The sequence below is a fragment of the Marinobacter lacisalsi genome (assembly GCF_042651045.1).
GTDB lineage: Bacteria > Pseudomonadota > Gammaproteobacteria > Pseudomonadales > Oleiphilaceae > Marinobacter > Marinobacter lacisalsi.
In genome coordinates this window covers 88,960-110,027 of the sequence record NZ_JBHSDI010000008.1, presented here as the reverse complement: position 1 = coordinate 110,027, position 21,068 = coordinate 88,960, and the positions used below count along the sequence as shown (strand labels likewise).

General features: G+C 59.9%; 14 protein-coding genes. 8 read left to right on the top strand and 6 right to left on the bottom strand.

All coding sequences use genetic code 11. The annotated features are described in order from the left end of the window. The first annotated feature begins 155 nt into the window (after window positions 1-155). A complete protein-coding gene (gene pnp / locus ACFOZ5_RS05410; RefSeq protein ID WP_379885995.1) occupies window positions 156-2,273 on the top strand; it encodes a polyribonucleotide nucleotidyltransferase in 2,118 nt (705 codons plus the stop codon). A 136-nt stretch (window positions 2,274-2,409) separates the two neighbouring features. On the opposite strand, the gene ACFOZ5_RS05405 is transcribed toward pnp, so the two are convergent. Then, on the bottom strand, window positions 2,410-3,774 hold the full coding sequence (locus ACFOZ5_RS05405) for a KamA family radical SAM protein (RefSeq protein ID WP_379885994.1): 1,365 nt from the start codon (window positions 3,772-3,774) through the stop codon (window positions 2,410-2,412). A gap of 569 nt (window positions 3,775-4,343) precedes the next feature. Here ACFOZ5_RS05405 and aceE point away from each other — a divergent pair. Then, complete coding sequence (aceE, locus tag ACFOZ5_RS05400) at window positions 4,344-7,013, top strand: pyruvate dehydrogenase (acetyl-transferring), homodimeric type (protein ID WP_379885993.1); 2,670 nt, start codon at window positions 4,344-4,346, stop codon at window positions 7,011-7,013. 10 nt (window positions 7,014-7,023) lie between these two features. After that, window positions 7,024-8,778, top strand: coding sequence for a dihydrolipoyllysine-residue acetyltransferase (gene aceF, locus ACFOZ5_RS05395; RefSeq protein WP_379885992.1), 1,755 nt, complete (start codon window positions 7,024-7,026; stop codon window positions 8,776-8,778). A 179-nt stretch (window positions 8,779-8,957) separates the two neighbouring features. On the opposite strand, the gene ACFOZ5_RS05390 is transcribed toward aceF, so the two are convergent. Continuing rightward, window positions 8,958-10,091: a hypothetical protein gene (locus tag ACFOZ5_RS05390; protein ID WP_379885991.1), complete on the bottom strand. Its 1,134-nt coding sequence runs from the start codon at window positions 10,089-10,091 to the stop codon at window positions 8,958-8,960. Between the two features lie 213 nt (window positions 10,092-10,304). Between ACFOZ5_RS05390 and ACFOZ5_RS05385 the strand changes: the two genes are divergently transcribed. From ACFOZ5_RS05385 to astB, 5 genes are all read left to right on the top strand, one after another. Next, a complete protein-coding gene (locus ACFOZ5_RS05385) occupies window positions 10,305-11,783 on the top strand; it encodes an exonuclease domain-containing protein (RefSeq protein WP_379885990.1) in 1,479 nt (492 codons plus the stop codon). A gap of 96 nt (window positions 11,784-11,879) precedes the next feature. Beyond that, window positions 11,880-13,097: an aspartate aminotransferase family protein gene (locus ACFOZ5_RS05380; protein WP_379885989.1), complete on the top strand. Its 1,218-nt coding sequence runs from the start codon at window positions 11,880-11,882 to the stop codon at window positions 13,095-13,097. Between the two features lie 266 nt (window positions 13,098-13,363). Further along, complete coding sequence (gene astA, locus ACFOZ5_RS05375) at window positions 13,364-14,407, top strand: arginine N-succinyltransferase (RefSeq protein WP_379885988.1); 1,044 nt, start codon at window positions 13,364-13,366, stop codon at window positions 14,405-14,407. A gap of 92 nt (window positions 14,408-14,499) precedes the next feature. Next, entirely contained in the window at window positions 14,500-15,972 is a 1,473-nt protein-coding gene (gene astD, locus ACFOZ5_RS05370; RefSeq protein ID WP_379885987.1) for a succinylglutamate-semialdehyde dehydrogenase, read from the top strand. A gap of 316 nt (window positions 15,973-16,288) precedes the next feature. Continuing rightward, window positions 16,289-17,671: an N-succinylarginine dihydrolase gene (gene astB, locus ACFOZ5_RS05365; protein ID WP_379885986.1), complete on the top strand. Its 1,383-nt coding sequence runs from the start codon at window positions 16,289-16,291 to the stop codon at window positions 17,669-17,671. Between the two features lie 113 nt (window positions 17,672-17,784). Here astB and astE read toward each other — a convergent pair whose 3' ends face one another. The 4 genes from astE to ACFOZ5_RS05345 all read right to left on the bottom strand — a co-directional run bounded on the left by astE (window position 17,785) and on the right by ACFOZ5_RS05345 (window position 21,060). After that, window positions 17,785-18,807 carry a succinylglutamate desuccinylase gene (gene astE, locus ACFOZ5_RS05360; protein WP_379885985.1) on the bottom strand — a complete coding sequence of 341 codons (1,023 nt, stop codon included), beginning with the start codon at window positions 18,805-18,807 and terminating at the stop codon, window positions 17,785-17,787. Window positions 18,808-18,810: 3 nt separating this feature from the next. After that, entirely contained in the window at window positions 18,811-19,533 is a 723-nt protein-coding gene (locus ACFOZ5_RS05355; RefSeq protein ID WP_379885984.1) for an ABC transporter permease, read from the bottom strand. A 1-nt stretch (window position 19,534) separates the two neighbouring features. Then, the gene (locus ACFOZ5_RS05350) at window positions 19,535-20,242 is read right to left on the bottom strand and encodes an ABC transporter permease (protein ID WP_379885983.1); all 708 of its coding nucleotides are present in this window, start codon (window positions 20,240-20,242) and stop codon (window positions 19,535-19,537) included. Window positions 20,243-20,304: 62 nt separating this feature from the next. Next, the gene (locus ACFOZ5_RS05345; protein ID WP_379885982.1) at window positions 20,305-21,060 is read right to left on the bottom strand and encodes a transporter substrate-binding domain-containing protein; all 756 of its coding nucleotides are present in this window, start codon (window positions 21,058-21,060) and stop codon (window positions 20,305-20,307) included. Window positions 21,061-21,068 lie beyond the last annotated feature (8 nt).

Genomic DNA, 21,068 nt, shown 5'->3' with positions numbered 1-21,068 from the left:
GTCATGACCGAGAGCGCAGATAGCAGGTTGTTGAAAGGCCCGCCGGCATGGTCCCGGGTTTTTGCAACAGCCTGTTCGCTTTCAGGTAGCAGGGTTCCGGAAACGCGTAATTCTGGTCTGGTGCAAGCAGATTCCAACAGACATCAGGAGTTATTGTGATTCCAGAAGCAACCAAGAAATCCTTTGAGCTGGGCGGCAAGACCGTCACCCTCGAAACGGGTCGTATTGCCCGTCAGGCCACCGGCTCCGTGCTGGTGACCATCGATGACATTTCCGTGCTGGGTACCGTGGTTGGCGCCAAAGAGGCCAAGCCGGGTCAGCCGTTCTTTCCGCTGACCGTCAACTACTTCGAGAAGACCTACGCTGTAGGCAAGATCCCGGGTGGTTTCTTCAAGCGGGAGGGCCGTCCCTCCGAGAAGGAAACCCTGACTTCCCGCCTGATCGATCGCCCCATTCGTCCGCTGTTCCCCAACGGGTACATGAACGAAACTCAGGTGATCCTCACGGTCATGTCTTCCAGCAAGACCCAGGATCCGGACATTGCCGCCATGCTGGCAGCCTCTGCCGCCCTGTCGATTTCCGGCATTCCTTTTGATGGCCCGATCGGCGCTTCCCGCGTTGGCTTCACCCACGAGCGTGGCTATTTCCTGAACCCGACCTTTGAAGAGCTGGAATCCTCCCAGCTGGACATGGTCGTTGCCGGCACAGAAGATGCCGTGCTGATGGTCGAGTCCGAGGCCAAGGGCCTCAACGAGGACCAGATGCTGGGCGGCGTACTCTTCGCCCACCAGGAAATGCAGTCTGCGGTTACCGCCATCAAGGAGTTTGCCGCACAGGTTGGCAAGCCACGCTGGGAATGGCAGCCGGCGGCTGAAAACACCGACCTTCTCAACGCCATCCAGGATGGCTTCGGCAGCGCCATTGCTGACGCCTACGCCATCCGCGACAAGATGGAGCGTTACGCCAAGCTCAAGGAAGTGAAGGACGCCGCCGTCGAGAAACTGGCTGGTGAAGAGGAAGGCCAGCCGGCTGAAGACGAAGTGAAGAAGTACTTCGGCAAGGTCGAGAAGAACGTGGTTCGCCAGCAGGTTATTGAAGGCAAGCCCCGTATTGACGGCCGCGACAACAAGACCGTTCGCCCCATCAGCATCGAAGTGGGCGTGCTGCCCAGCACCCACGGCTCGGCGCTGTTCACCCGTGGCGAAACCCAGGCCATCGTGACCACCACCCTGGGTACCGCCCGGGACATGCAGATCATTGATGCCCTGGAAGGTGAGCGTAAGGACCCGTTCCTGTTCCACTACAACTTCCCTCCATACTCCGTGGGCGAAGCTGGCCGTGTGGGTACCCCGGGTCGTCGTGAGGTTGGCCATGGTCGTCTCGCCAAGCGTGGCGTAGCGGCTGTCATGCCGACCATTGAGGAGTTCCCGTACACCATTCGTGCCGTGTCCGAGATCACCGAGTCCAACGGTTCCAGTTCCATGGCATCCGTCTGTGGTTCCTCCCTGGCACTGATGGATGCCGGTGTGCCGATCAAGGCGCCTGTAGCAGGTATAGCCATGGGTCTGGTCAAGGAAGGTGAGCAGTTCGCCGTTCTGACCGACATCCTGGGTGACGAGGATCACCTGGGCGACATGGACTTCAAGGTAGCTGGTACCTCCGAGGGCATTACCGCCCTGCAGATGGATATCAAGATCCAGGGTATTACCGACGAGATCATGGAAATTGCTCTGGAGCAGGCTCACGAAGCCCGTCTGCATATCCTGGGTGAAATGGCCAAGGTCATCGCCAAGCCCCGTGCCGAGCTGTCCGAGCGTGCCCCGAGCATCACCACCATCAAGATTCATCCGGACAAGATCCGCGATGTGATCGGCAAGGGCGGCGCCACCATTCGTTCCATCTGTGACGAGACCGGTGCCTCCATCGATCTGGACGACGATGGCAACGTGAAGATCTACGCCGATACCCAGATTGCTGCCCAGGCGGCGGTCAACCGGGTCAAGGAAATCACTGCCGAGATCGAAGTGGGTGCCATCTACCGTGGCAAGGTCGAGCGCATCATGGAATTCGGTGCCTTCGTCAACATCCTGCCCGGCAAGGACGGCCTGGTGCACATCTCACAGATTTCCGACCAGCGTGTCGAGAACGTCACCGACGTGCTCAGCGAAGGTCAGGTGGTCACCGTCAAGGTGCTGGATGTGGACAACCGTGGCCGCGTCAAGCTGTCCATGAAGGAAGTGAAAGAGGGCGAGCAGCCCACTGACTTCGGCTAAGCACGATCGAAGTCAGAAAAAGCCGCCCCGGGAGACCGGGGCGGCTTTTTTGTGTCTGGGAGGACCACGAACCATCCGCCCATAAAAAAGGCAGCCCGCGGGCTGCCTGTTCGCTGGATGCGAGGGTGTGGCCTTATCAGCCGTTGCCCTTGCGCATCTGCTCGTACTCGTCCTCGAAGAAGAACTTCTCTTCGCCGAACGCCGGTTCCAGCTCATGCAGCCAGGTGGCGGTGTCGCTGTACTTGGCGAAGAAGGGGCGCTGTACCCAGTCCGGGTTGCGGCCCTGCAGGAAGCGCAGTACGAACACCTTCTCGCCCTTGATCTCGGCGATGCCCTGGATCTCCACCTTACCGGGGCCAGCACTCATGGACGGTCCGCGGGCGGTACGGCCGAGGCCGGAGACCTGCTTCATGGCTTCCCGGTAGACCTCGTAGGCCTTTGCCAGGGGCACCTCGAAGTAGTTCTTGGCACCGGTGTCCCGCTCCACAAACATGTAGTAGGGGATGATGCCCAGCTGGACCTGCTTCTTCCACAGCTTGGCCCAGGCGTCGGCATCGTCGTTGACGTGCTTGATCAGCGGGCCCTGAGCGCGGATTTCAGCGCCGGTGGCACGGATGCGGCGGATGGCCTCTTCCGAGATCTCGGTGGTGATCTCCTGCCAGTGGTTGTAGTGGGCCATCAGGGCCACGTGTTTGCCGGCGTCTACCAATCTGGCGAACAGCTCGATCAGCTCGTCGGCGTCCTTGTCGGTAACAAACCGGTACGGCCAGAAGGTCAGTGCCTTGGTGCCGATGCGAATGGTCTGGATATGATCGAACTCCGGCTGCAGCAGCGGTTCCAGGTACTGCACCAGGTTCCTGGTTTTCATCACCATGGGATCGCCGCCGGTCATCAGCAGGTCACTGACCTCGGTGTGCTGTGCCAGGTAGCCGTGCAACTGATCGGCATCACTGCTCGCAATCTTCAGGTCCTTGTCACCCACAAACTGGGCCCAGCGGAAGCAGAAGGTGCAGTACGAGTGGCAGGTCTGGCCCTGTGCCGGGAAGAACAGCACCGTTTCCCGGTACTTGTGCTGCAACCCTTCCAAAGGCACCCCGTCCAGGGTGGGCAGGTTCATTTCCATCTGGCCGGCGGGATGCGGATTCAGTTCATCGCGGATTTCCTTGGCGACTTTCTGGATCAGCTTCTTGTCGGCGCCTTCCCGGTGCAATTCGGCCATGCGCTCGAAGTGCTCGTCCTTCAGCATGCCCTTCTGGGGGAATACCAGCTGGTACAGGGGATCATTGGGCACCTGGTCCCAGTTGATCAGTTCGTTGATGACGTACTCGTTCACACGGAAGGGCAGCACGCTGGCTACCACTTTCATTTCGAAAAGAGTCTCTTCAGGGAGATTCTGGATAACGTCGATCTTGTCGAGTTGACGGTCGGTGTAGACCTGGAAACGACGCTCTTCGAACTCGACGGCCGGTATCCGGTTTGGAAAGGTGACGATGGAATTCATGAATCGCCCTCTGTCTGGTGAAATTGCCAGTGGCTGACCGGATGGTATCAACCACCACTGCTCAAAAATCAGGCAGGCGAGTATACCGGAAAGGAAGAACATTTTCAGGTCTAATCAAAAAAATGAGCGAAAGCGGGTCGGGCGTCGTTGTTAATACCGCTCCTTTGTGAGGGATGGCGGCATTTTGGATCATAATCGGCGTAGTTGATGGCGTTTGTGCCCTGAATCCCCACCAACATCAATCGCAGGCAGATATTTAGTGCCTAAAGCTTTCTCTGGGCCGTTTATGGACGCCGAATAAACGATTGTTAAGGGGGCTGACGGGTTCGTCTTTGGTCGAGTTGTGATGGTGGTCGCAAGTTGGCAACATGCCTTCTATAGTATTGACTGTCCTCTGAAAATTTCCGGGCCACAGTGGCTCCGGGTGATTCGCCACAAGCTTGCGGCCGGAGAAGACGGCTAACCTGATCTATGATTTGTGGTGACAGTTTCCCCCAGGCGGGCGTGATTCAGCGCCGGCACCAGTTTGGCGGCACCCAGGCCGCACCATCATAGAAACGGAGGGTTCGATGTACCAGGACGAAGACCCCACTGAAACCAGCGAATGGCTGGATGCGCTGGAATCCCTGATTGAGTACGAGGGTGTGGAGCGCGCCAAGTATATCCTGGAGCGTCTTTCAGAACGGGCCAGCCGGGAAGGCACCGAGCTGCCATATTCGATCACCACCCCGTTCCGGAACACGATTCCTTTGCGGGACGAGGCCCGCATGCCGGGCGACCTGTTCATGGAGCGGCGGATCCGCTCGCTGATCCGCTGGAACGCGCTGGCGATGGTGCTCCGGGCCAACAAGCGCCCCGGTGAACTCGGCGGTCACGTATCGACGTTTTCCTCTGCGGCCACGCTTTATGATGTGGGCTTCAATTACTTTTTCCATGCCGGTGATGAAAACCGTGGCGCGGACCTTGTGTACTTCCAGGGGCACGCCTCACCAGGCGTCTACGCCCGCTCCTATCTGGAAGGGCGCTTTGATGAGAAGCAACTGGACAAGTACCGCGAGGAAGTCGGCGGTGAAGGGCTCTCCTCCTACCCCCACCCCTGGCTGATGCCGGATTACTGGCAGTTTCCCACGGTGTCCATGGGGCTTGGGCCAATCCAGGCCATTTACCAGGCCCACGTCATGAAATACCTGCACAGCCGCGAGCTGATCGACATGGGCGATCGCAAGGTGTGGTGCTTCGTGGGCGACGGTGAGTGTGATGAACCCGAGACACTTGGTTCCATTTCCAAGGCCGGCCGTGAGAAGCTCGACAATCTGGTGTTCGTGGTCAACTGCAACCTGCAACGCCTGGATGGGCCGGTAAGGGGCAACGGCAAGATTATCCAGGAACTGGAAGGCATCTTCCGGGGCGCTGACTGGAACGTTATCAAGGTGGTCTGGGGTCGCATGTGGGACCCGCTGTTCGAGAAAGACGAAGACGGCGTGATGCAGAAAGCCATGGACGAACTGGTGGACGGCGAGCTGCAGAACTACATCAGCCAGGGGCCGGCATACACCCGCAAGGAGTTCTTCGGAAAATACCCGGAACTGTCGAAACTGGCGGAAGACCTCACGGATGAGGATATCAAGAAGCTCAACCGTGGTGGTCACGACCCTTACAAGGTGTATGCCGCATACCAGCGGGCCGCCAGGGAAGCGAACGGCAAGCCGACGGTGATCCTGGCCCATACCATCAAGGGCTATGGTTTCGGCGCCGCCGGGGAAGGGCAGAACACAGCCCACTCCCTGAAGAAGCTGGACAAGGATGCACTCAAGGCCTTCCGCGACCGCTTCGGTATTCCCCTGAAAGACGACGAACTGGAGGATGTGCCTTACTACCGGCCAGCACCGGACAGTCCTGAACTGGTCTACATGAACAAGCGCCGGCAGGAACTGGGTGGATTCTACCCCAGACGTCGCAAGGACACGCAGCCCCTGAAGGTGCCCGAACTGGACGTGTTCAAAACCGTTCTGGAGGGCTCTGGCGACCGGGAAGTGTCCAGCACCATGACTTTTGTGCGCCTGCTGAATGCCCTGGTGAAGGACAAGCGGGTGGGCAAGCGGGTTGTGCCCATCGTTCCTGATGAGGCCCGCACCTTTGGCATGGAAGGCATGTTCCGTCAATTGGGCATTTATACCGCCGAAGGCCAGAAGTACGTGCCCGAGGACCGGGACCAGATCATGTACTACCGTGAGGACAAGAAAGGGCAGATCCTCCAGGAAGGCATCAGTGAAGCCGGCTCCATGGCCGCCTGGATGGCTGCTGCCACCTCCTACAGCCATAATGACTTCCCGCTGATACCGTTCTACATCTTCTACTCCATGTTCGGCTACCAGCGGGTCGGCGACCTGGTCTGGGCCTCTGGTGACATGCAGGCCCGGGGCTTCCTTATCGGTGGCACGGCCGGGCGCACCACCCTCAACGGCGAAGGTCTGCAGCATCAGGACGGCCACAGTCATGTGCTGTTCAACGTGGTGCCCAACTGCCGCAGCTACGACCCCGCCTTCGGCTACGAAATGGCTGTGGTGATCCAGCGCGGTATCAAGGAAATGTTCGAGGACAACCGCAACGTCTTCTACTACCTCACCATCGAGAACGAGAACTACCACCAGCCCGCCATGCCCAAGACCAAAGGGCTGGCGGATCAGATCATCAAGGGGATGTACAAGCTCGAGTCGGTGGAAACCAAGGGCCGCAAGAAGGGGCCCCGGGTCCAGCTGCTGGGTTCCGGCGCCATCCTCAACGAGGTCCGGGCCGCAGCGCAGTTATTGAAAGACGACTGGGGTGTGGCCAGTGACGTGTGGAGTGTGACCAGCTACAACGAGCTGGCCCGTGACGGCATGCATGTGGAACGGTGGAACCACCTGCACCCGGATGACACCCAGAAGAAACCCTACGTCACCCAGTGCCTGGAAAAACAGCAGGGGCCGGTGGTGTCGTCCACTGACTATATCAAGCTGCACTCGGAACAGCTTCGGGCGTACATCCCCAAGACCTACATGACTCTTGGTACTGATGGCTTCGGCCGCAGCGATACCCGCGAGCGTCTGCGTCACTTCTTCGAGATCGACCGTTACTATGTGACCGTCAACGCCCTCTCCGCACTGGCAAAAGACGGCGAACTCAAGAGCGACCAGGTGTTGGAGGCCATGCGCAAGTACGGCATCGACCGCAACAAACCCAACCCGGTGGGCAGCTGAGGAGGCCGCAATGAGTGAGCAGGACATCAAGGTTCCCGATCTCGGCGGCGCGGACGAAGTCGAGGTTATCGAAGTACTGGTCAGCAAGGGGGATACGGTCGAGGAAGAAGATCCCATCCTGACTGTGGAGTCGGACAAGGCCTCCGTGGAGCTACCGGCTCCCTACGCCGGCAAGATCACCAAACTCTCTGTAAAGGTGGGCGACAAGCTCAGCGAGGGCGATGTGGTGGGTTCCATCGACACCGATGGTGCCGGTGGTGGTGAGGATGAGGACGACAGCGAGGAAGAGAAGGACAAGGCTGACAAGGGAAAAGACGCTGATAAGGAGTCTGAGGAGAAAGAAGCCACGTCCGATGAAGACCAGGATGATAAGAAGGAAGAAAAGGACAGCGACGCCGGCAAACAGAAATCATCCGGCAAGAAGGGAGGCGGCAGCCGCAAGGAAACGGTCAAGGTGCCGGCCCTGGACGGTTTCGAGGATGTGCCGGTCATCGACATCAACGTCAGTGAGGGGGATGAGGTCGACGAAGAGGACCCGCTGGTCACCGTGGAATCCGACAAGGCCACCATGGAGCTTCCGTCACCCTACGCCGGCAAGATCGGCAAGATCCTGGTGAAGGAGGGGGACAAGCTCTCCGAGGGTGATGACCTTCTGGAAATGACCGTGCAGGAAGACGGTGGCGATGACGGGGAGGAAGAGACCGAGGCCGATACGGGCGGCAAATCAGGTAGCGAAAAGGACGATAAAGCCTCGAAGGTAAAGCGCGAGGGCAAGTCCGAAAAAGACGACAAGGACGCGGAAGCATCGACCTCCGAAGACAGCCAGGGCGACAGCACCTATCAGGTGCCGTCACCGGGCGCCCGGGTTCACGCTGGACCGGCGGTGCGCAAGGTGGCCCGGGAGCTGGGCGCCGATCTGACCAAGGTCAAACCCTCCGGCCCGAAGGACCGCATTCTCAAGGAGGATGTGGAAGGCTATATCCGCCAGAACCTGAAGAAAGCCCAGGAGGGCGGTTCGGTGGAGGGCGCCGGTATTCCCGGTATCAAGCTGCCGGACTTCAGTCAGTTTGGCGAGGTGGAACGGGAGTCCATGTCCCGCATGATGACGGCGACCGCCACCAATATGCAGAAGAGCTGGCTCAACGTACCCCACGTTACCCAGTTCGATGACGCCGACATCACCGAGATGGAGGCCTTTCGCAAGGGCCAGAAGCAGGCCGGCGAGAAGAAAGGGGTCAAACTCACGCCATTGCCCTTCATCCTCAAGGCCTGTGCCGCGGCGCTGGCGGAACTACCCCAGTTCAACGTGTCCCTGGATATGGCGCGCAAGGAAGTGGTGCGCAAGAAGTATATTCATATCGGCATTGCCGTGGACACCCCCCACGGCCTGATGGTGCCGGTGATCCGGGATGTGGACCAGAAGGGCTTGTGGCAGCTGGCGGAGGAAGCCCAGGAACTGGCGGACAAGGCCCGGGAGAAGAAGCTCAAGCCCGCGGAAATGCAGGGTTCCTGTTTCTCCATCACCAGTCTGGGGGGTATCGGCGGCACAGCTTTCACACCCATCGTGAACACCCCGGAGGTGGCTATCCTGGGCGTCTCGAAGGCGTCCATGAAACCGGTATGGGACGGCGAGGCCTTCCAGCCCCGGCTGATGCTGCCGCTGTCACTGTCCTATGACCACCGGGCAGTGAACGGCGCCGATGCGGCCCGGTTTACCAACCTGCTGGCGCGGTTGCTCGGGGATATTCGGCAGTTGTTGCTGTAGCAACGCAAAACCCTGGCGGCGAGCATTCCCTCTCCCTTGAAGGGAGAGGGCCAGGGTGAGGGCGGTCGAACAGCGAAGTCGTCGGCCCCACCCTCACCCCAACCCCTCTCCCCTCAAGGGAGAGGGGCTTCTTAACGAAAACACCCCCGGAAAGGGGGCGTTGGTTTCAGGCAGGATAATCAGAAGCTGTACTGTGATGCGAACATGATACGCTGGGCATCTTCGCTGCCGCCACCTTCCAGCTCCGACTGGAAGTAGCCATACTCAACGCCCAGCATGACGTTCTCAATGGGATGCCACTGATAGTTGACGAAGGCGTTGTCGTTGGTTTCAACCCGGGCGTTGGCTGAGCCGGAACCAAGATCGCTCTCGTAGTCATCCCAGTCCATCTTGACCAGGCCATAGCCAGCATTCAGTGTGCCTGCGCCGACATCCATGGATGCGCCAATAGTGCCCCCATAGCCCTGGATGGTTTCCAGGCTGTCGCCATCCCGGTACGCATCCTGGCCACCGAAGCCGCTGTCACCTGAGCGATACAGATAGCCGTTGGCGCCCTCGGTTGCGTTGAGTACAGCGTGCAGGGTGAAGGCATCCGTAATGGAAACATCCGTAGCGACATAGCCGGCCATGCCGACGGCGTCATCATCGTCACCGCCGCTGCCCTCGTCATAGGACAGATACTGCAGCAGTGCGCCTGCACTGAACATGACACTGGGGGTCAGAGCGCTCTCGTAGCGAGCGGTAGCCACAGGGAGGGTTTGCTTCTCGTCGCCGCCCACGCTCTGGAAATTCGGATCTTCCAGGGAGAATGACCAGGGGCCATTGGTGTACCGGACCTGCGCAGCCCGGTCCTGAATGCCAGCAAGGCCGGCCAGGCCGTCAAAGTCCAGGGTGGGGGTCCAGCCGACGAAGCTGGTGTAGTTGGACCAGTTGCGACCAGCCATCCAGTTGCCATATTCACCGTAGGCTCGCAGCAGGCGGAACTCGCCACCACGGAAATCGCCCTCCACGGTGACGCTCATGCCATTTTCATGGGTAGCCGTGACACCGAGCCGGGACTGCTGGGCGTCGGCATCAAAGTGACCGTCTCTACCATTATCATTATCAAAGAGGTAAGGGAAATGACCGGCCTGGGTATCAAGGCCGATGTCCTGATCAATGTCGTATACCGCATTCAGTCGAGCGTAGCCGTACACGTCGAGCATGACGTCACCGGCCTCAAACTCGACGGCGGCGGCCTGGCTCGATGCGAAGCCCAGCGCTACTGCAGCAGACGTCAAGCCAATAGCTCTGGCGAGTACATTCTTCTTCATGTTCGTCCTCTCTCTGTTGCGTTATGGGTGGTTGTTGATGTTCCCTCGCGATTCTTATGAACACTGCAATAACGTGGCAAATAAGTAACGAAACTGCAATGTCAATAGGCGATTATCGAGCGTTTTTTAATCAAATTATCGGAAGTGATCTTAATTATATGTATTGTATGGCTACAGTACGCGGGTTGCTTACGACTTACGTATAGTATTGGCATGGCAACCCGAAACCCTGCAGAGGGCATTCTGAATTCCACCACCTTCGCCTTCCTGGATCTGGAGACCACAGGCGGATCTGCTGGCCATGATCGCATTACCGAAATCGGCATTCGCTTCTGGCGTAATGGCGAGGTGGTGGATGAGTGGCAGACCCTGCTCAATCCCCGCATGCGCATCCCGCCCTTTATCGAACGCCTGACTGGCATTAGCAACGACATGGTGGCAGACGCGCCCGAGTTTGCCGAGGTGGCGGATGAGCTGGAAGCGCGACTGAAGGGCACCATATTCGTCGCCCATAACGCCCGCTTTGACTATGGTTTCGTCAAGGCCGAATTCCGCCGCCTGGCTCGCCCCTTTGCCGCCAGGGTGCTGTGCACCGTCAAGCTCTCCCGGCGCCTCTACCCGCAAGACAAACGCCATAACATGGACGCCCTGATCCAGCGCCACGGCCTGGGCGCCGTGCAGCGACATCGGGCCATGGGTGACGTTGCCGCGATGATGGAATTCTTCAGCCATGCCCTGTGGGAGCACGGCGCGGACAGTGTGAACGAGGCTGTCCGGACCCTGCTGCAACGCCCCAGCGTGCCCTCCCACATGCCGCCGGATGTGCTCGATGAGGTGCCGGCGGTGCCCGGCGTCTACCGTTTCTATGGCGAGAACGAGGTGCTGCTGTACGTAGGCAAGAGCACCAACATTGCCCAGCGGGTGGCCTCCCACTTTTCCGGTGATCACAACTCTGGCAAGGGCATCCGGTTGTCGGAAAGCATGCGTCGCCTGGAGTGGACCGAGACCGCCGGTGAACTGGGGGCATTACTACTGGAACTGAAGCAGATCAAGACTTTGCACCCCATGTACAACCGCCGCTCCCGGCCTGCCAAGACCCTATGGAGCATCGAACTCACCGCAAACGACCAGGGCTATCTGCAGGCCAGGCTTGTCCGGCAGATCGAACCCCATCGCCTTGGCGACTATTACGGCCTGTTTCGCAGCAAGCGGGATGCCCAGCGTGCCCTCACCGGCATCGCCGGCAAGAACGAGCTCTGCAACAAGCTGCTGGATCTGGAGCCGGCGGAGCAGAGCGGCCCCTGCTTCCAGCGCACCCTGGGCCGCTGCAAGGGCGCCTGTGAGCGTATCGAAGACGTAACCCGCTATAACCTGCGGGTGCAGATCGCCTTCCACAGCCTGCGCCTGAAAACCTGGCCCTGGCCTGGCCCGGTAGGCGTGGTGGAGCATAATCCCGGCACCGGTCGTACCGATATCCTGATCATCTACAACTGGATGCATGTCGCGACGGTGCATTCCGAGGAAGAGCTTGACGACCTCAGTCTTCGCGGCACTGCCGTCACCTTTGACATGGATTCCTACAAGTTGGTGGTCAAGGCGCTTTCCGGAAAAGGGATCGGCGGGCTGAAGATTCTGGAACTACCCCCTGTCGGCACACCCGATATCCTGAGCCTGGGCAACGATATGTCCTGAGTTTTCCAGACCCTCCCTCTCTGGCGTATGATAAAGCACTATACGCCGGTGCACTGTCAGTAAAATACCGGTTTCAGGAAGGTCAGAGAGGACAATATGAACAGCAGAGAACCCGTCACCCGCGAACTCTTCAACGACGTCATGGTCCCCAATTATGCCCCCGGCGCCATGATACCCGTGCGAGGTGAGGGCTCTCGAGTCTGGGACCAGGACGACCGTGAGTACGTTGACTTCGCCGGTGGCATCGCCGTTAACAGCCTCGGTCATGCTCATCCCGGACTGATCGGTGCATTACAGGAGCAGGCGGAAAAGCTCTGGCACGTCTCCAACGTGCTCACCAACGAACCGGCCCTGCGCCTGGCCCGCACCCTGTGCGAACTTACCTTTGCTGAACGGGTCTTCTTCGCCAACTCCGGCGGCGAAGCCAACGAGGCCGCGTTCAAACTCGCCCGCCGATACAGCTGGCAGCACCATGGCCCGGAGAAGCACGAGATTATCTCGTTCACCAACTCCTTCCACGGTCGCACCCTGTTCACCGTCAGCGTGGGCGGCCAGGCCAAATATCTGGAAGGCTTCGAGCCCGCCCCCGGTGGCATCCACCACGCCACCTACAATGACCTGAACTCGGTCAAAGAGCTGATCTCGACAGAGAAAACCTGCGCCGTGGTGGTGGAGCCGATCCAGGGCGAGGGCGGCGTTATGCCCGCCGAGCCGGAGTTCCTTGAGGGCCTTCGCAAGCTCTGCGACGAACACGATGCCCTGCTGGTATTCGACGAAGTTCAGAGCGGTGCCGGCCGCACCGGCCACCTCTATGCCTACCAGCACTACGGCGTTACCCCGGACATCCTCACCAGCGCCAAGGGCCTGGGCGGCGGATTCCCGGTGGCGGCCATGCTGACTACCGCCAAAGTCGCCGACAGTCTGGGTGTTGGCACCCACGGAAGCACCTACGGCGGCAACCCGCTGGCTTGTGCTGTGGCCCAGAAAGTGATCGACACCATCAGCCAGCCGGAAATCCTCAAGGGTGTGAAAGCCCGTTCCGAGAAGCTGCGCAAGGGCATGATGGCCATCGGTGAGAAATACGACATCTTCAGCCACATTCGCGGCGAGGGCCTGCTGCTGGGCTGTGTGTTGACCGATCCATGGAAAGGCAAGGCCAAGGACTTCCTGGCGGCAGCCCAGGCGGAAGGACTGATGATTTTGGTGGCCGGCGCCGACGTCATCCGCCTTGCCCCGTCCCTGATTATTCCGGATCAGGATATTGAGGAAGGGCTGGAGCGGTTTGAGAAAGCAGTGGCTAAGCTGACAAAGTAGGTCCACCTCCAAGGCGAATAGCACGATATTTCGGTGGGCGGTCTGGGGCGGTTTTCCGGGACCTTCGAAAACAGGGGTGGAACGCGTAAGCGTTTCACGGGCTGGCCAAGGATGGCCAGCACTGGACCTTTAATGCGACGCAGGAGCAATAAGCATTAAAGGTTTTCGAAGAGCCTACAGGGACGTATTCACGGCGTGTCCCGGAAAACCGCACCAGATTGCCCTCCCTGCACCCAAAATCGCAGTCCTGGTGAAGAGGGTCCGTCATGCTGATCATCCGGCCACTAAAAGATAGCGATCTCGATGACCTTTATGAGATGGCCGCCTCGGCCGGCAACGGCCTGACCACGCTCCCCCCGGACCGCAAACTCCTCCAGAGCAAAATCGAAAAAGCCAGGGCCTCCTTCGAAGGTCGCTGCGCACCCGGCGCCGGCCTCTACCTGTTTGCCCTCGAAGACACCGAACAACAACGCTGCGTCGGCATCAGCGGCATCCAGGCCCGGGTCGGGCTCGATGAAGTCTTCTACAACTACCGCCTCAGCATCACCGTCAGCGACAGCCGCGAACTCGACGTCCACGTACGCACGCCGACCCTCTACCTCACCAACGACATGACCGACGCCACCGAAATCGGCTCCCTGCTGCTGGCGGGCAGCCACCGGGGCGGTGGCAACGGCCTGTTACTGTCCCGCTGCCGGTTCCTGTTTCTCGACGAATTCCGCGAGTATTTTTCCGACAAGATCTTCGCCGAAATGCGCGGTGTCTCCGACGACCAGGGCCAGAGCCCCCTGTGGGAGGCCCTGGGAAGACGTTTTTTCGACATGGAATTTGTCGAAGCCGACCGCCTCTCCGCCCGGGGCAACAAATCCTTCATCGCCGAACTCATGCCCCGTTTCCCCATCTACCTGTCGCTGTTGCCTGACAGCGCGAGCGACGTCATCGGCAAAGTCCACACCAATACCGAGCCTGCCCTGAATATGCTTCAGGCCGAAGGTTTCAACTTCAACGGCCTGGTGGACATCTTCGATGGCGGCCCGGTGGTCGAGGCCTTCCTCCACAACATTCGCACGATACGCCAGAGTATCCTGCGACCGGTAAAGCGGGTAGACCGTCCACTACTGGACAACCTGCCCGCCGGAGACAAAGTCATGGTTTCCAACCGATCCTTCGAGGATTTCCGAGTTGGCGCACTCCCCCGCAGCGCCATCCGGGATGACGAGGTACAGATACCGGGGCCCATCATGGAGGCCCTGAATGTGGCGGAAGGGGACCAGGTACGCATTGCACCCTTGAAAGAAGCGTTGTTCTGACCAATAACTGAAGTATCCCATCGCGGCCTGGATCAGTCTGCGAGCGCGATGGAATACCACTACTGCCTTCTTTCTGGCTCTGGGAGATAGTTATGAGTCTCACGTTAACCGGCGAACTGTTTATCAACGGCCTCTGGGTTGAAGGCCATGGCGATGAGCTGGAGTCGTTGCACCCGGTTACAGGGGACACGGTCTGGGAAGGCTCTGGAGCCGGGATGGATGACGTGGATGCGGCGGTTACCGAGGCGAGACAGGCCTTTCCGGCCTGGGCCCGGCAACCGGCGGGCGAGCGCGAGGCTATCGTCCGTCGCTTTGGTGACCTGTTGGAAGCGCATCGTGAGGAACTGGCCGACCAGATCGGCAAGGAAACCGGCAAGCCCCTGTGGGAATCCCGCACCGAAGTGACTGCCATGATTGGCAAGATCGATATTGCCGTACGCGCCCGGGACGAGCGCGCCGGCTTCCGGGAGAGCGATGTACCCGGTGGTCGGGCGGTGCTGCGCCACAAACCTCATGGCGTGGTGTCCGTGTTCGGCCCCTATAACTTCCCGGGGCACTTACCCAATGGGCACATTGTGCCGGCGTTGCTGGCAGGCAATACGGTCATCTTCAAGCCCAGCGAGCTGGCGCCAGGCGTGGCGGAGATGACAGTGCGACTATGGCATATGGCCGGTTTGCCCGATGGCGTTCTGAACCTGGTTCAGGGCGAGGCGGATACGGGCCGGGCCCTGGCGGGTCACAAGCAGATCGATGGTCTGTTCTTTACCGGCAGTTCCACGGTAGGTCACCTGCTGCATGAGCAATTTGGCGGTCAGCCCCACAAGATCCTGGCGTTGGAGATGGGGGGCAATAACCCTCTGATTGTGCAGGATGTGAAGGATACCCGGGCGGCGGTTCATCATGCCTTGCAGTCAGCGTTCCTGTCTGCGGGGCAGCGGTGTACCTGTGCCCGTCGCCTGCTGGTGCCCAAGGGGCGCGACGGGGATGCATTTCTGGAGAAATTGGTGGAAGCGGCCAAGGATATTACGGTCGGCCAGTACGATGAGGACCCGCAGCCGTTCATGGGGGCGGTCATATCTCCCGGGGCGGCGACCCGCCTGATGGAAACCTGGCAGAAGCTGCGAGCGGCCGGTGGCCAGTCATTGCTGGATATGACTCATAGAGAGGGCACCGGAGTACTGTCGCCGGGCATTGTGGATCTGACCGGGGTGGATGCGCCGGACGAGGAATACTTCGGGCCGCTGCTGAGTGTGTATCGCTACGACGATTTCGATGAGGCCCTGGCACTGGCCAATGACACGCGGTTTGGCCTCGCGGCGGGTATTCTGACCGATAAGCGGGAGCTGTATGACCGCTTGCTGGAGGAAGCCCGAGCCGGCATCGTGAACTGGAACCGGCCACTGACCGGTGCCAGCAGCGCGGCGCCTTTTGGTGGCGTGGGGGATTCCGGTAACCACCGGCCCAGTGCTTACTACGCTGCTGATTATTGTGCGTGGCCGATGGCGTCACTGGAGTCTGAGAAGGTGTCTTTGCCTGAGGAACTGGCGCCTGGATTGAAGCTTTAACGGATCGATCGCGAGCCTGCCGACATTGGAGGCAGGCAGATCAATCCGGTAAAAGCTTTCGGGACACGCCGTAAATACGTCCATGTAGGCTCTTCAAAAACGTCCCTGTTTTTGAAGGTCCCGAAACCTTCCCCCGGATTGCTCTGCCCAGACTGCTCAGTTGCCTGCAAATGTCGAGGGTCCCGCGATTTAGCCCCCTCTCCCCTCAAGGGAGAGGGAATTGATACGGCGAGATTGGCGTAGCCTTAACTCCATTGGGAGCAAAGGGAAACTCGCCTGAGTTCGTATAGCTTGCTTCCTGATACGCGAGATACCTATGGAAACGTATAACCCAACCCCCAACCAGTCACTCCACCCCGGTGTCTGTCGGGAACTGAACCTGGACGGCCTGGTAGGTCCCACCCACAACTACGCCGGCCTTGCCCGGGGCAACCTGGCTTCCGATGCCAATGCCAATCAGGTATCCAATCCGAAAGAGGCGGCCTTGCAGGGGCTGGCCAAAATGAAAGCGCTGGCGGACCGGGGTCTGCTGCAGGGGGTTCTGCCGCCCCAGGAGCGACCACATATGCCGACGCTGCGGCGGCTGGGTTTTCGGGGCACCGACAAGGCCATGCTGGCACAGGTCGCAAAGGAGTCGCCAGAGCTGCTATCGGCAGTGAGTTCGGCATCATCCATGTGGACGGCGAATGCGGCTACCGTGTCGCCGGCGGCGGACACGCCGGACCATCGGGTGCATTTCACCGCAGCCAATCTGGGTTCGAGTTTTCACCGGTCTCTGGAGGGGGCGGAAACCTCCCGTATCCTGAAGTCGATTTTCACCGACGATGCCTGGTTTGCCCATCATCCGCCTCTGCCATCGGTACCCCAGTTCGGGGATGAGGGCGCGGCGAATCACACTCGCCTTTGTGGCGGGCATGGTAAACCGGGAGTGGAACTGTTTGTCTACGGGCAGATGGCGTTCGACAGCCGCGCTGCGCGCCCCCAGCGATACCCGGCGCGGCAGACACTGGAAGCATCACAGGCAGTTTCCCGCCTGCATGGTCTGAAACCGGAGCGGGTGGCGTTTGCCCAGCAGAACCCGGCCGCGATAGATGCGGGAGTGTTTCACAATGACGTGATCGCAGTGGGTAATGAGAACCTGCTGTTCTACCACGAACTGGCGTTTCTCAATGAAGAACCCCTGATGGCCGAGTTACGTGAGAAGCTGGGCGATACGCCCCTGGAGACGATTCGCGTAACCAACGATCAGGTTCCGCTGGCGGATGCGGTGTCGTCCTACCTGTTCAACAGCCAACTGCTGTCAGTCGGTAATGGCATGTTGCTGGTGGTGCCGGCCGAGTGCCGGGAGACGGCCTCGGTCAACCGGTACCTGGATGCGCTGCTGGCAGCTGACAACCCGATAACGGCCATTGAGACCTTCGACCTGCGCCAGTCCATGCGCAACGGTGGCGGCCCGGCCTGCCTGAGGTTACGGGTGGCGTTGTCGGAGGATGCGGTGGCCGCCATGAATCAGGGGGTGCTGCTGACGGATGCGTTATATGAGCGCCTGACGGCCTGGGTGCAGGGGCATTATCGCGAGGAGCTTTCCGTCGCGGATCTGGCAGATCCGGCGTTGCTGGAGGAAAGTCGTCATGCGCTGGATGAGTTGACCGGGATTCTGGGGCTGGGGTCGATCTACGATTTCCAGCATGAAATATAGTCTTGCCTAACTGAGGATTGAGGTTTTCCAGCAGTTCGCGGCGAAAATTCCCTCTCCCCTACGCGGGAGAGGGCCAGGGTGAGGGGGCATTTCAGAAAGGCATCCGGTGTTCCCTACCCAGATCTTCGCCGGACCATCAGCCCGACACGATGCCCCACCGGAACCCTGGGGTTTGGGAAGATGATCGCCTCGGGCTCCGGGCCGACCCGGTATTCGGTGATGTCGTCTTCCCAGATCAGAGTTCCCGGGGGGTACTCGGTAAAGTTGGCCTCCTCGTCAGGGATATGGAACCGGAAGTGGTCGCCGGTATTCAGGATTTCGTGGACCACTACAAAGATATCAGGCGGCTGAGTGCCCGTGGTCACGGGCGCTGGCTCGTTGCGGATCAGTCTTGTCAGGGCCGCCTCCAGGTCCGCAATCCGGCTCAGGTCGTTGTGACCGAAAGGATGCACCTTACCCAGTTCCAGCGTGAAGCTTTCCGCATCCAGTTGCTCTGAACTGAACGACGAGAAGGTGGTGCCGTGCCCGTGCTGTAGCAGCAGGGTGCCGATGCCCGCCTCGGTCAGGAAAGCCAGTTCCGTCTCCGGCACCTGTCTACCCTCCAGGAACGGATAGAGGGCAAACTTCTCCCGACGGGACGGCCGGATGGCGGTGTGCAGGTCATAGTGCCGAAAGGGTCCTTTGTGCTGCTCCCTGAAGGATCGACAGGCTCCCTCCAGCTGAGCGGCGCGCCGGGTTTCGTGGCAGTCCGGGTAATCCTGCCACGCGCCACAGAACAGCCGGTTCAGGTTGTGGTCCATAAACCGTTCTGCTGCCACCATGGCGGGTGGGTTGCCCAGTATCAGTAATAGGGGAATAGCAGGTCTGATACGCCCGGTTACTATGCTGTCCACCAGAGCATTCAGCAGTTCGATCGGCGCGGTTTCATTGCCGTGGATGCCGGCGGAAAGAATCAGGGCCGGTGTTTCAGGCGACCCGTATGCCGGGTGGTAGCAGAGCAGCCCGGTGTCCTGTCGATGCAGCTGGCCGCCATCCGTCATGGTCACCGACATGTCGCCACAGGGTTGCTCACCAAGGGCCAGGGTGTGGTCAAGCCAGCTGTCGTGGCCGTCGAAGAGGGCCTGAGCCAGGGGCATGGCTCAGCCCCCCGCGGGTTGCTGGTGTCTGAGCAGGTGGTTCTCCAGCTTGCGGAAGGCGAACACCAGCGCGAAGGTCAGGGCCATGTAGATCAACGCCACACCGATAAATGCTTCGAATGGTGCGTAATGCCGTGAGTAGATATTCCTCGCGGCGCCGGTGAGATCCACAATGGTCACCACGCTGGCGATGGCGCTGGCGTGGAGCATGAAGATCACCTCGTTGGAATAGGCCTGCACGGCGCGGCGGGCGGCGCTGGGAATCACAATCCGGCGCAGGCGCAGGAACCAGCTCATGCCGTAGGCCTTGGCGGCTTCGATCTCGCCCTGGGGCGTGGCGGCAATGGCGCCCCGGAAGATTTCCGTGGTGTAGGCGGCGGTGTTCAGGGTGAAGGCCAGCAGGGCCGGGTAGAAGGGCTCCCGGAAAATGCTCCACCAGAAAGTGTCCTGAATGCCCGGTACCTGGGCGATGCCGTAATAGATAATGTACAGCTGGATCAGCAACGGGGTACCGCGGAACAGATAGGTATAGAGCCATATCGGCTTGTTGACCCACCAGCGCGGGCTGTTGCGGAGGATGGCCAGTGGTACGGCTACGACCAGGCCGATAACCAGCGACAGGAAGACCAGCTGAACGGTGTTGACCAGCCCCTGCCAGTAATCCAGAAACGTCATGGTGTTGAAAACGTCGTTGCCGTCCAGCCAGGTGGTGATGAACTCCGGCATATCAGCCTTCCCCCTGAGCGACGCCGACGTTGGCCCGCCGGTCCAGCCATTTGATAAACAGTTCCGACACCGCAGTCAGGGCCAGGTAGACGGCGGCTACCGGAATAAAGAACAGGAAGGGTGACCGTTCCGCCTTGGCGGCTTCCTCCGCCACCCGCACCATGTCGGTCAGCCCGATAATGGACACCAGCGCTGTGGTTTTCAGCAGCACCTGCCAGTTATTGCCAATGCCCGGCAGGGCGTGGCGCATCATTTGCGGCACCATCACCCGGCGGAACGTATGCCACCGGGTGAAACCATAGGCCCGGGCCGCCTCGATCTGGCCGGTTTCCACGGCCAGGAAGGCGCCGCGGAAAGTCTCTGCCATGTAGGCACCGAAAATCAGGCCGATGGTGAGGACTCCGGAAACGAACGGGTCGAACTGCACAAACCAGTCGATGCCGTAGCTCTCGTAAAGCCTGTCGGAAATACTGTTGACCATTACCTGACCGCCGTAATACAGCAGCATCATCATTACCAGGTCGGGAACACCCCGTACCACCGTGGTGTAGGTACTGGCCAGACCGCGGGCAAAGCGATTGCGGGAGAGTTTGGCAGAGGCACTCAGCAGGCCCAGGAACAGAGCCAGCAACAGTGATAGCAGTGCCAGTTCAACGGTAACCACGGCGCCTTCGGCAAGTCTGGGGCCGTAACCTTTGAGATCAATCATCGGGAAATCCGGTGTGGGGCGGCCAGCTATCCGGAACTGGCCGCCCTGCGAGGACCGTCAGGTCACATCTTGATGTCGTAGGCGAAGTACTTTTCCATGATGGCGTCGTACGTGCCGTCTTCCTTGAGGGTAGCCAGGGCCTTGTTGACCATCTCGGCCAGCTCCTTGTCACGCTTGCGCATGGCAACGCCCACGCCTTCGCCCAGCTTGACCGGCTCGCCCACTTCCTTGAAACCGTCCTTGCTGAGGATGGTCTGCTCACCTACCGGGTAGTCCACAAAGACCACGTCCAGACGCTGGCCTTCCAGGTCCAGCACCATATCGTCGGCGGTGGTGTAGCGTTTGATGGTCACCACGCCACCCATGTTCTCGGTGACGTAGGTGTCCATGGTGGTGCCACGCTGCACGCCTACGGTCTTGCCCTCCATTGCGTCCATGTCGGTGACATCGGTATCGAAATCCTCACGGGCGAACCAGCCGCCGGGAGTGTTGTAGTACGGCTCGGAGAACAGCACCCGCTCGGCGCGCTCCGGGGTGATGGACATGGAGGACATGATGGCGTCGAACTTGCGTGCCTGCAGTCCCGGAATCATGCCGTCCCAGGCCTGGATAACGAACTCACAGTTGGCGTCGAGTTCTTCGCACATGGCCTCGGCAAGCTCTACTTCGAAGCCGGTGAGGTTGCCCTCGTCGTCACGGTATTCGAAGGGCTCGTAGGGTACGTCGAAGGCGATGCGAATCTCTTTCCAGTCCTTGGCCTGTACCGTTCCGGCCATCATGGCCAGGGCGCATCCCGCTGCAACAATCAGTTTATTCATTGAGTTTC

Bases quoted from the DNA above. Each gene is read 5' to 3' on its own strand.
- ACFOZ5_RS05405 (WP_379885994.1), bottom strand. From the start codon at position 3,774: ATGAATTCCATCGTCACCTTTCCAAACCGGATACCGGCCGTCGAGTTC.
- aceE (WP_379885993.1), top strand. From the start codon at position 4,344: ATGTACCAGGACGAAGACCCCACTGAAACCAGCGAATGGCTGGATGCG.
- aceF (WP_379885992.1), top strand. From the start codon at position 7,024: ATGAGTGAGCAGGACATCAAGGTTCCCGATCTCGGCGGCGCGGACGAA.
- ACFOZ5_RS05390 (WP_379885991.1), bottom strand. From the start codon at position 10,091: ATGAAGAAGAATGTACTCGCCAGAGCTATTGGCTTGACGTCTGCTGCA.
- ACFOZ5_RS05385 (WP_379885990.1), top strand. From the start codon at position 10,305: ATGGCAACCCGAAACCCTGCAGAGGGCATTCTGAATTCCACCACCTTC.
- ACFOZ5_RS05380 (WP_379885989.1), top strand. From the start codon at position 11,880: ATGAACAGCAGAGAACCCGTCACCCGCGAACTCTTCAACGACGTCATG.
- astA (WP_379885988.1), top strand. From the start codon at position 13,364: ATGCTGATCATCCGGCCACTAAAAGATAGCGATCTCGATGACCTTTAT.
- astD (WP_379885987.1), top strand. From the start codon at position 14,500: ATGAGTCTCACGTTAACCGGCGAACTGTTTATCAACGGCCTCTGGGTT.
- astB (WP_379885986.1), top strand. From the start codon at position 16,289: ATGGAAACGTATAACCCAACCCCCAACCAGTCACTCCACCCCGGTGTC.
- astE (WP_379885985.1), bottom strand. From the start codon at position 18,807: ATGCCCCTGGCTCAGGCCCTCTTCGACGGCCACGACAGCTGGCTTGAC.
- ACFOZ5_RS05355 (WP_379885984.1), bottom strand. From the start codon at position 19,533: ATGCCGGAGTTCATCACCACCTGGCTGGACGGCAACGACGTTTTCAAC.
- ACFOZ5_RS05350 (WP_379885983.1), bottom strand. From the start codon at position 20,242: ATGATTGATCTCAAAGGTTACGGCCCCAGACTTGCCGAAGGCGCCGTG.
- ACFOZ5_RS05345 (WP_379885982.1), bottom strand. From the start codon at position 21,060: ATGAATAAACTGATTGTTGCAGCGGGATGCGCCCTGGCCATGATGGCC.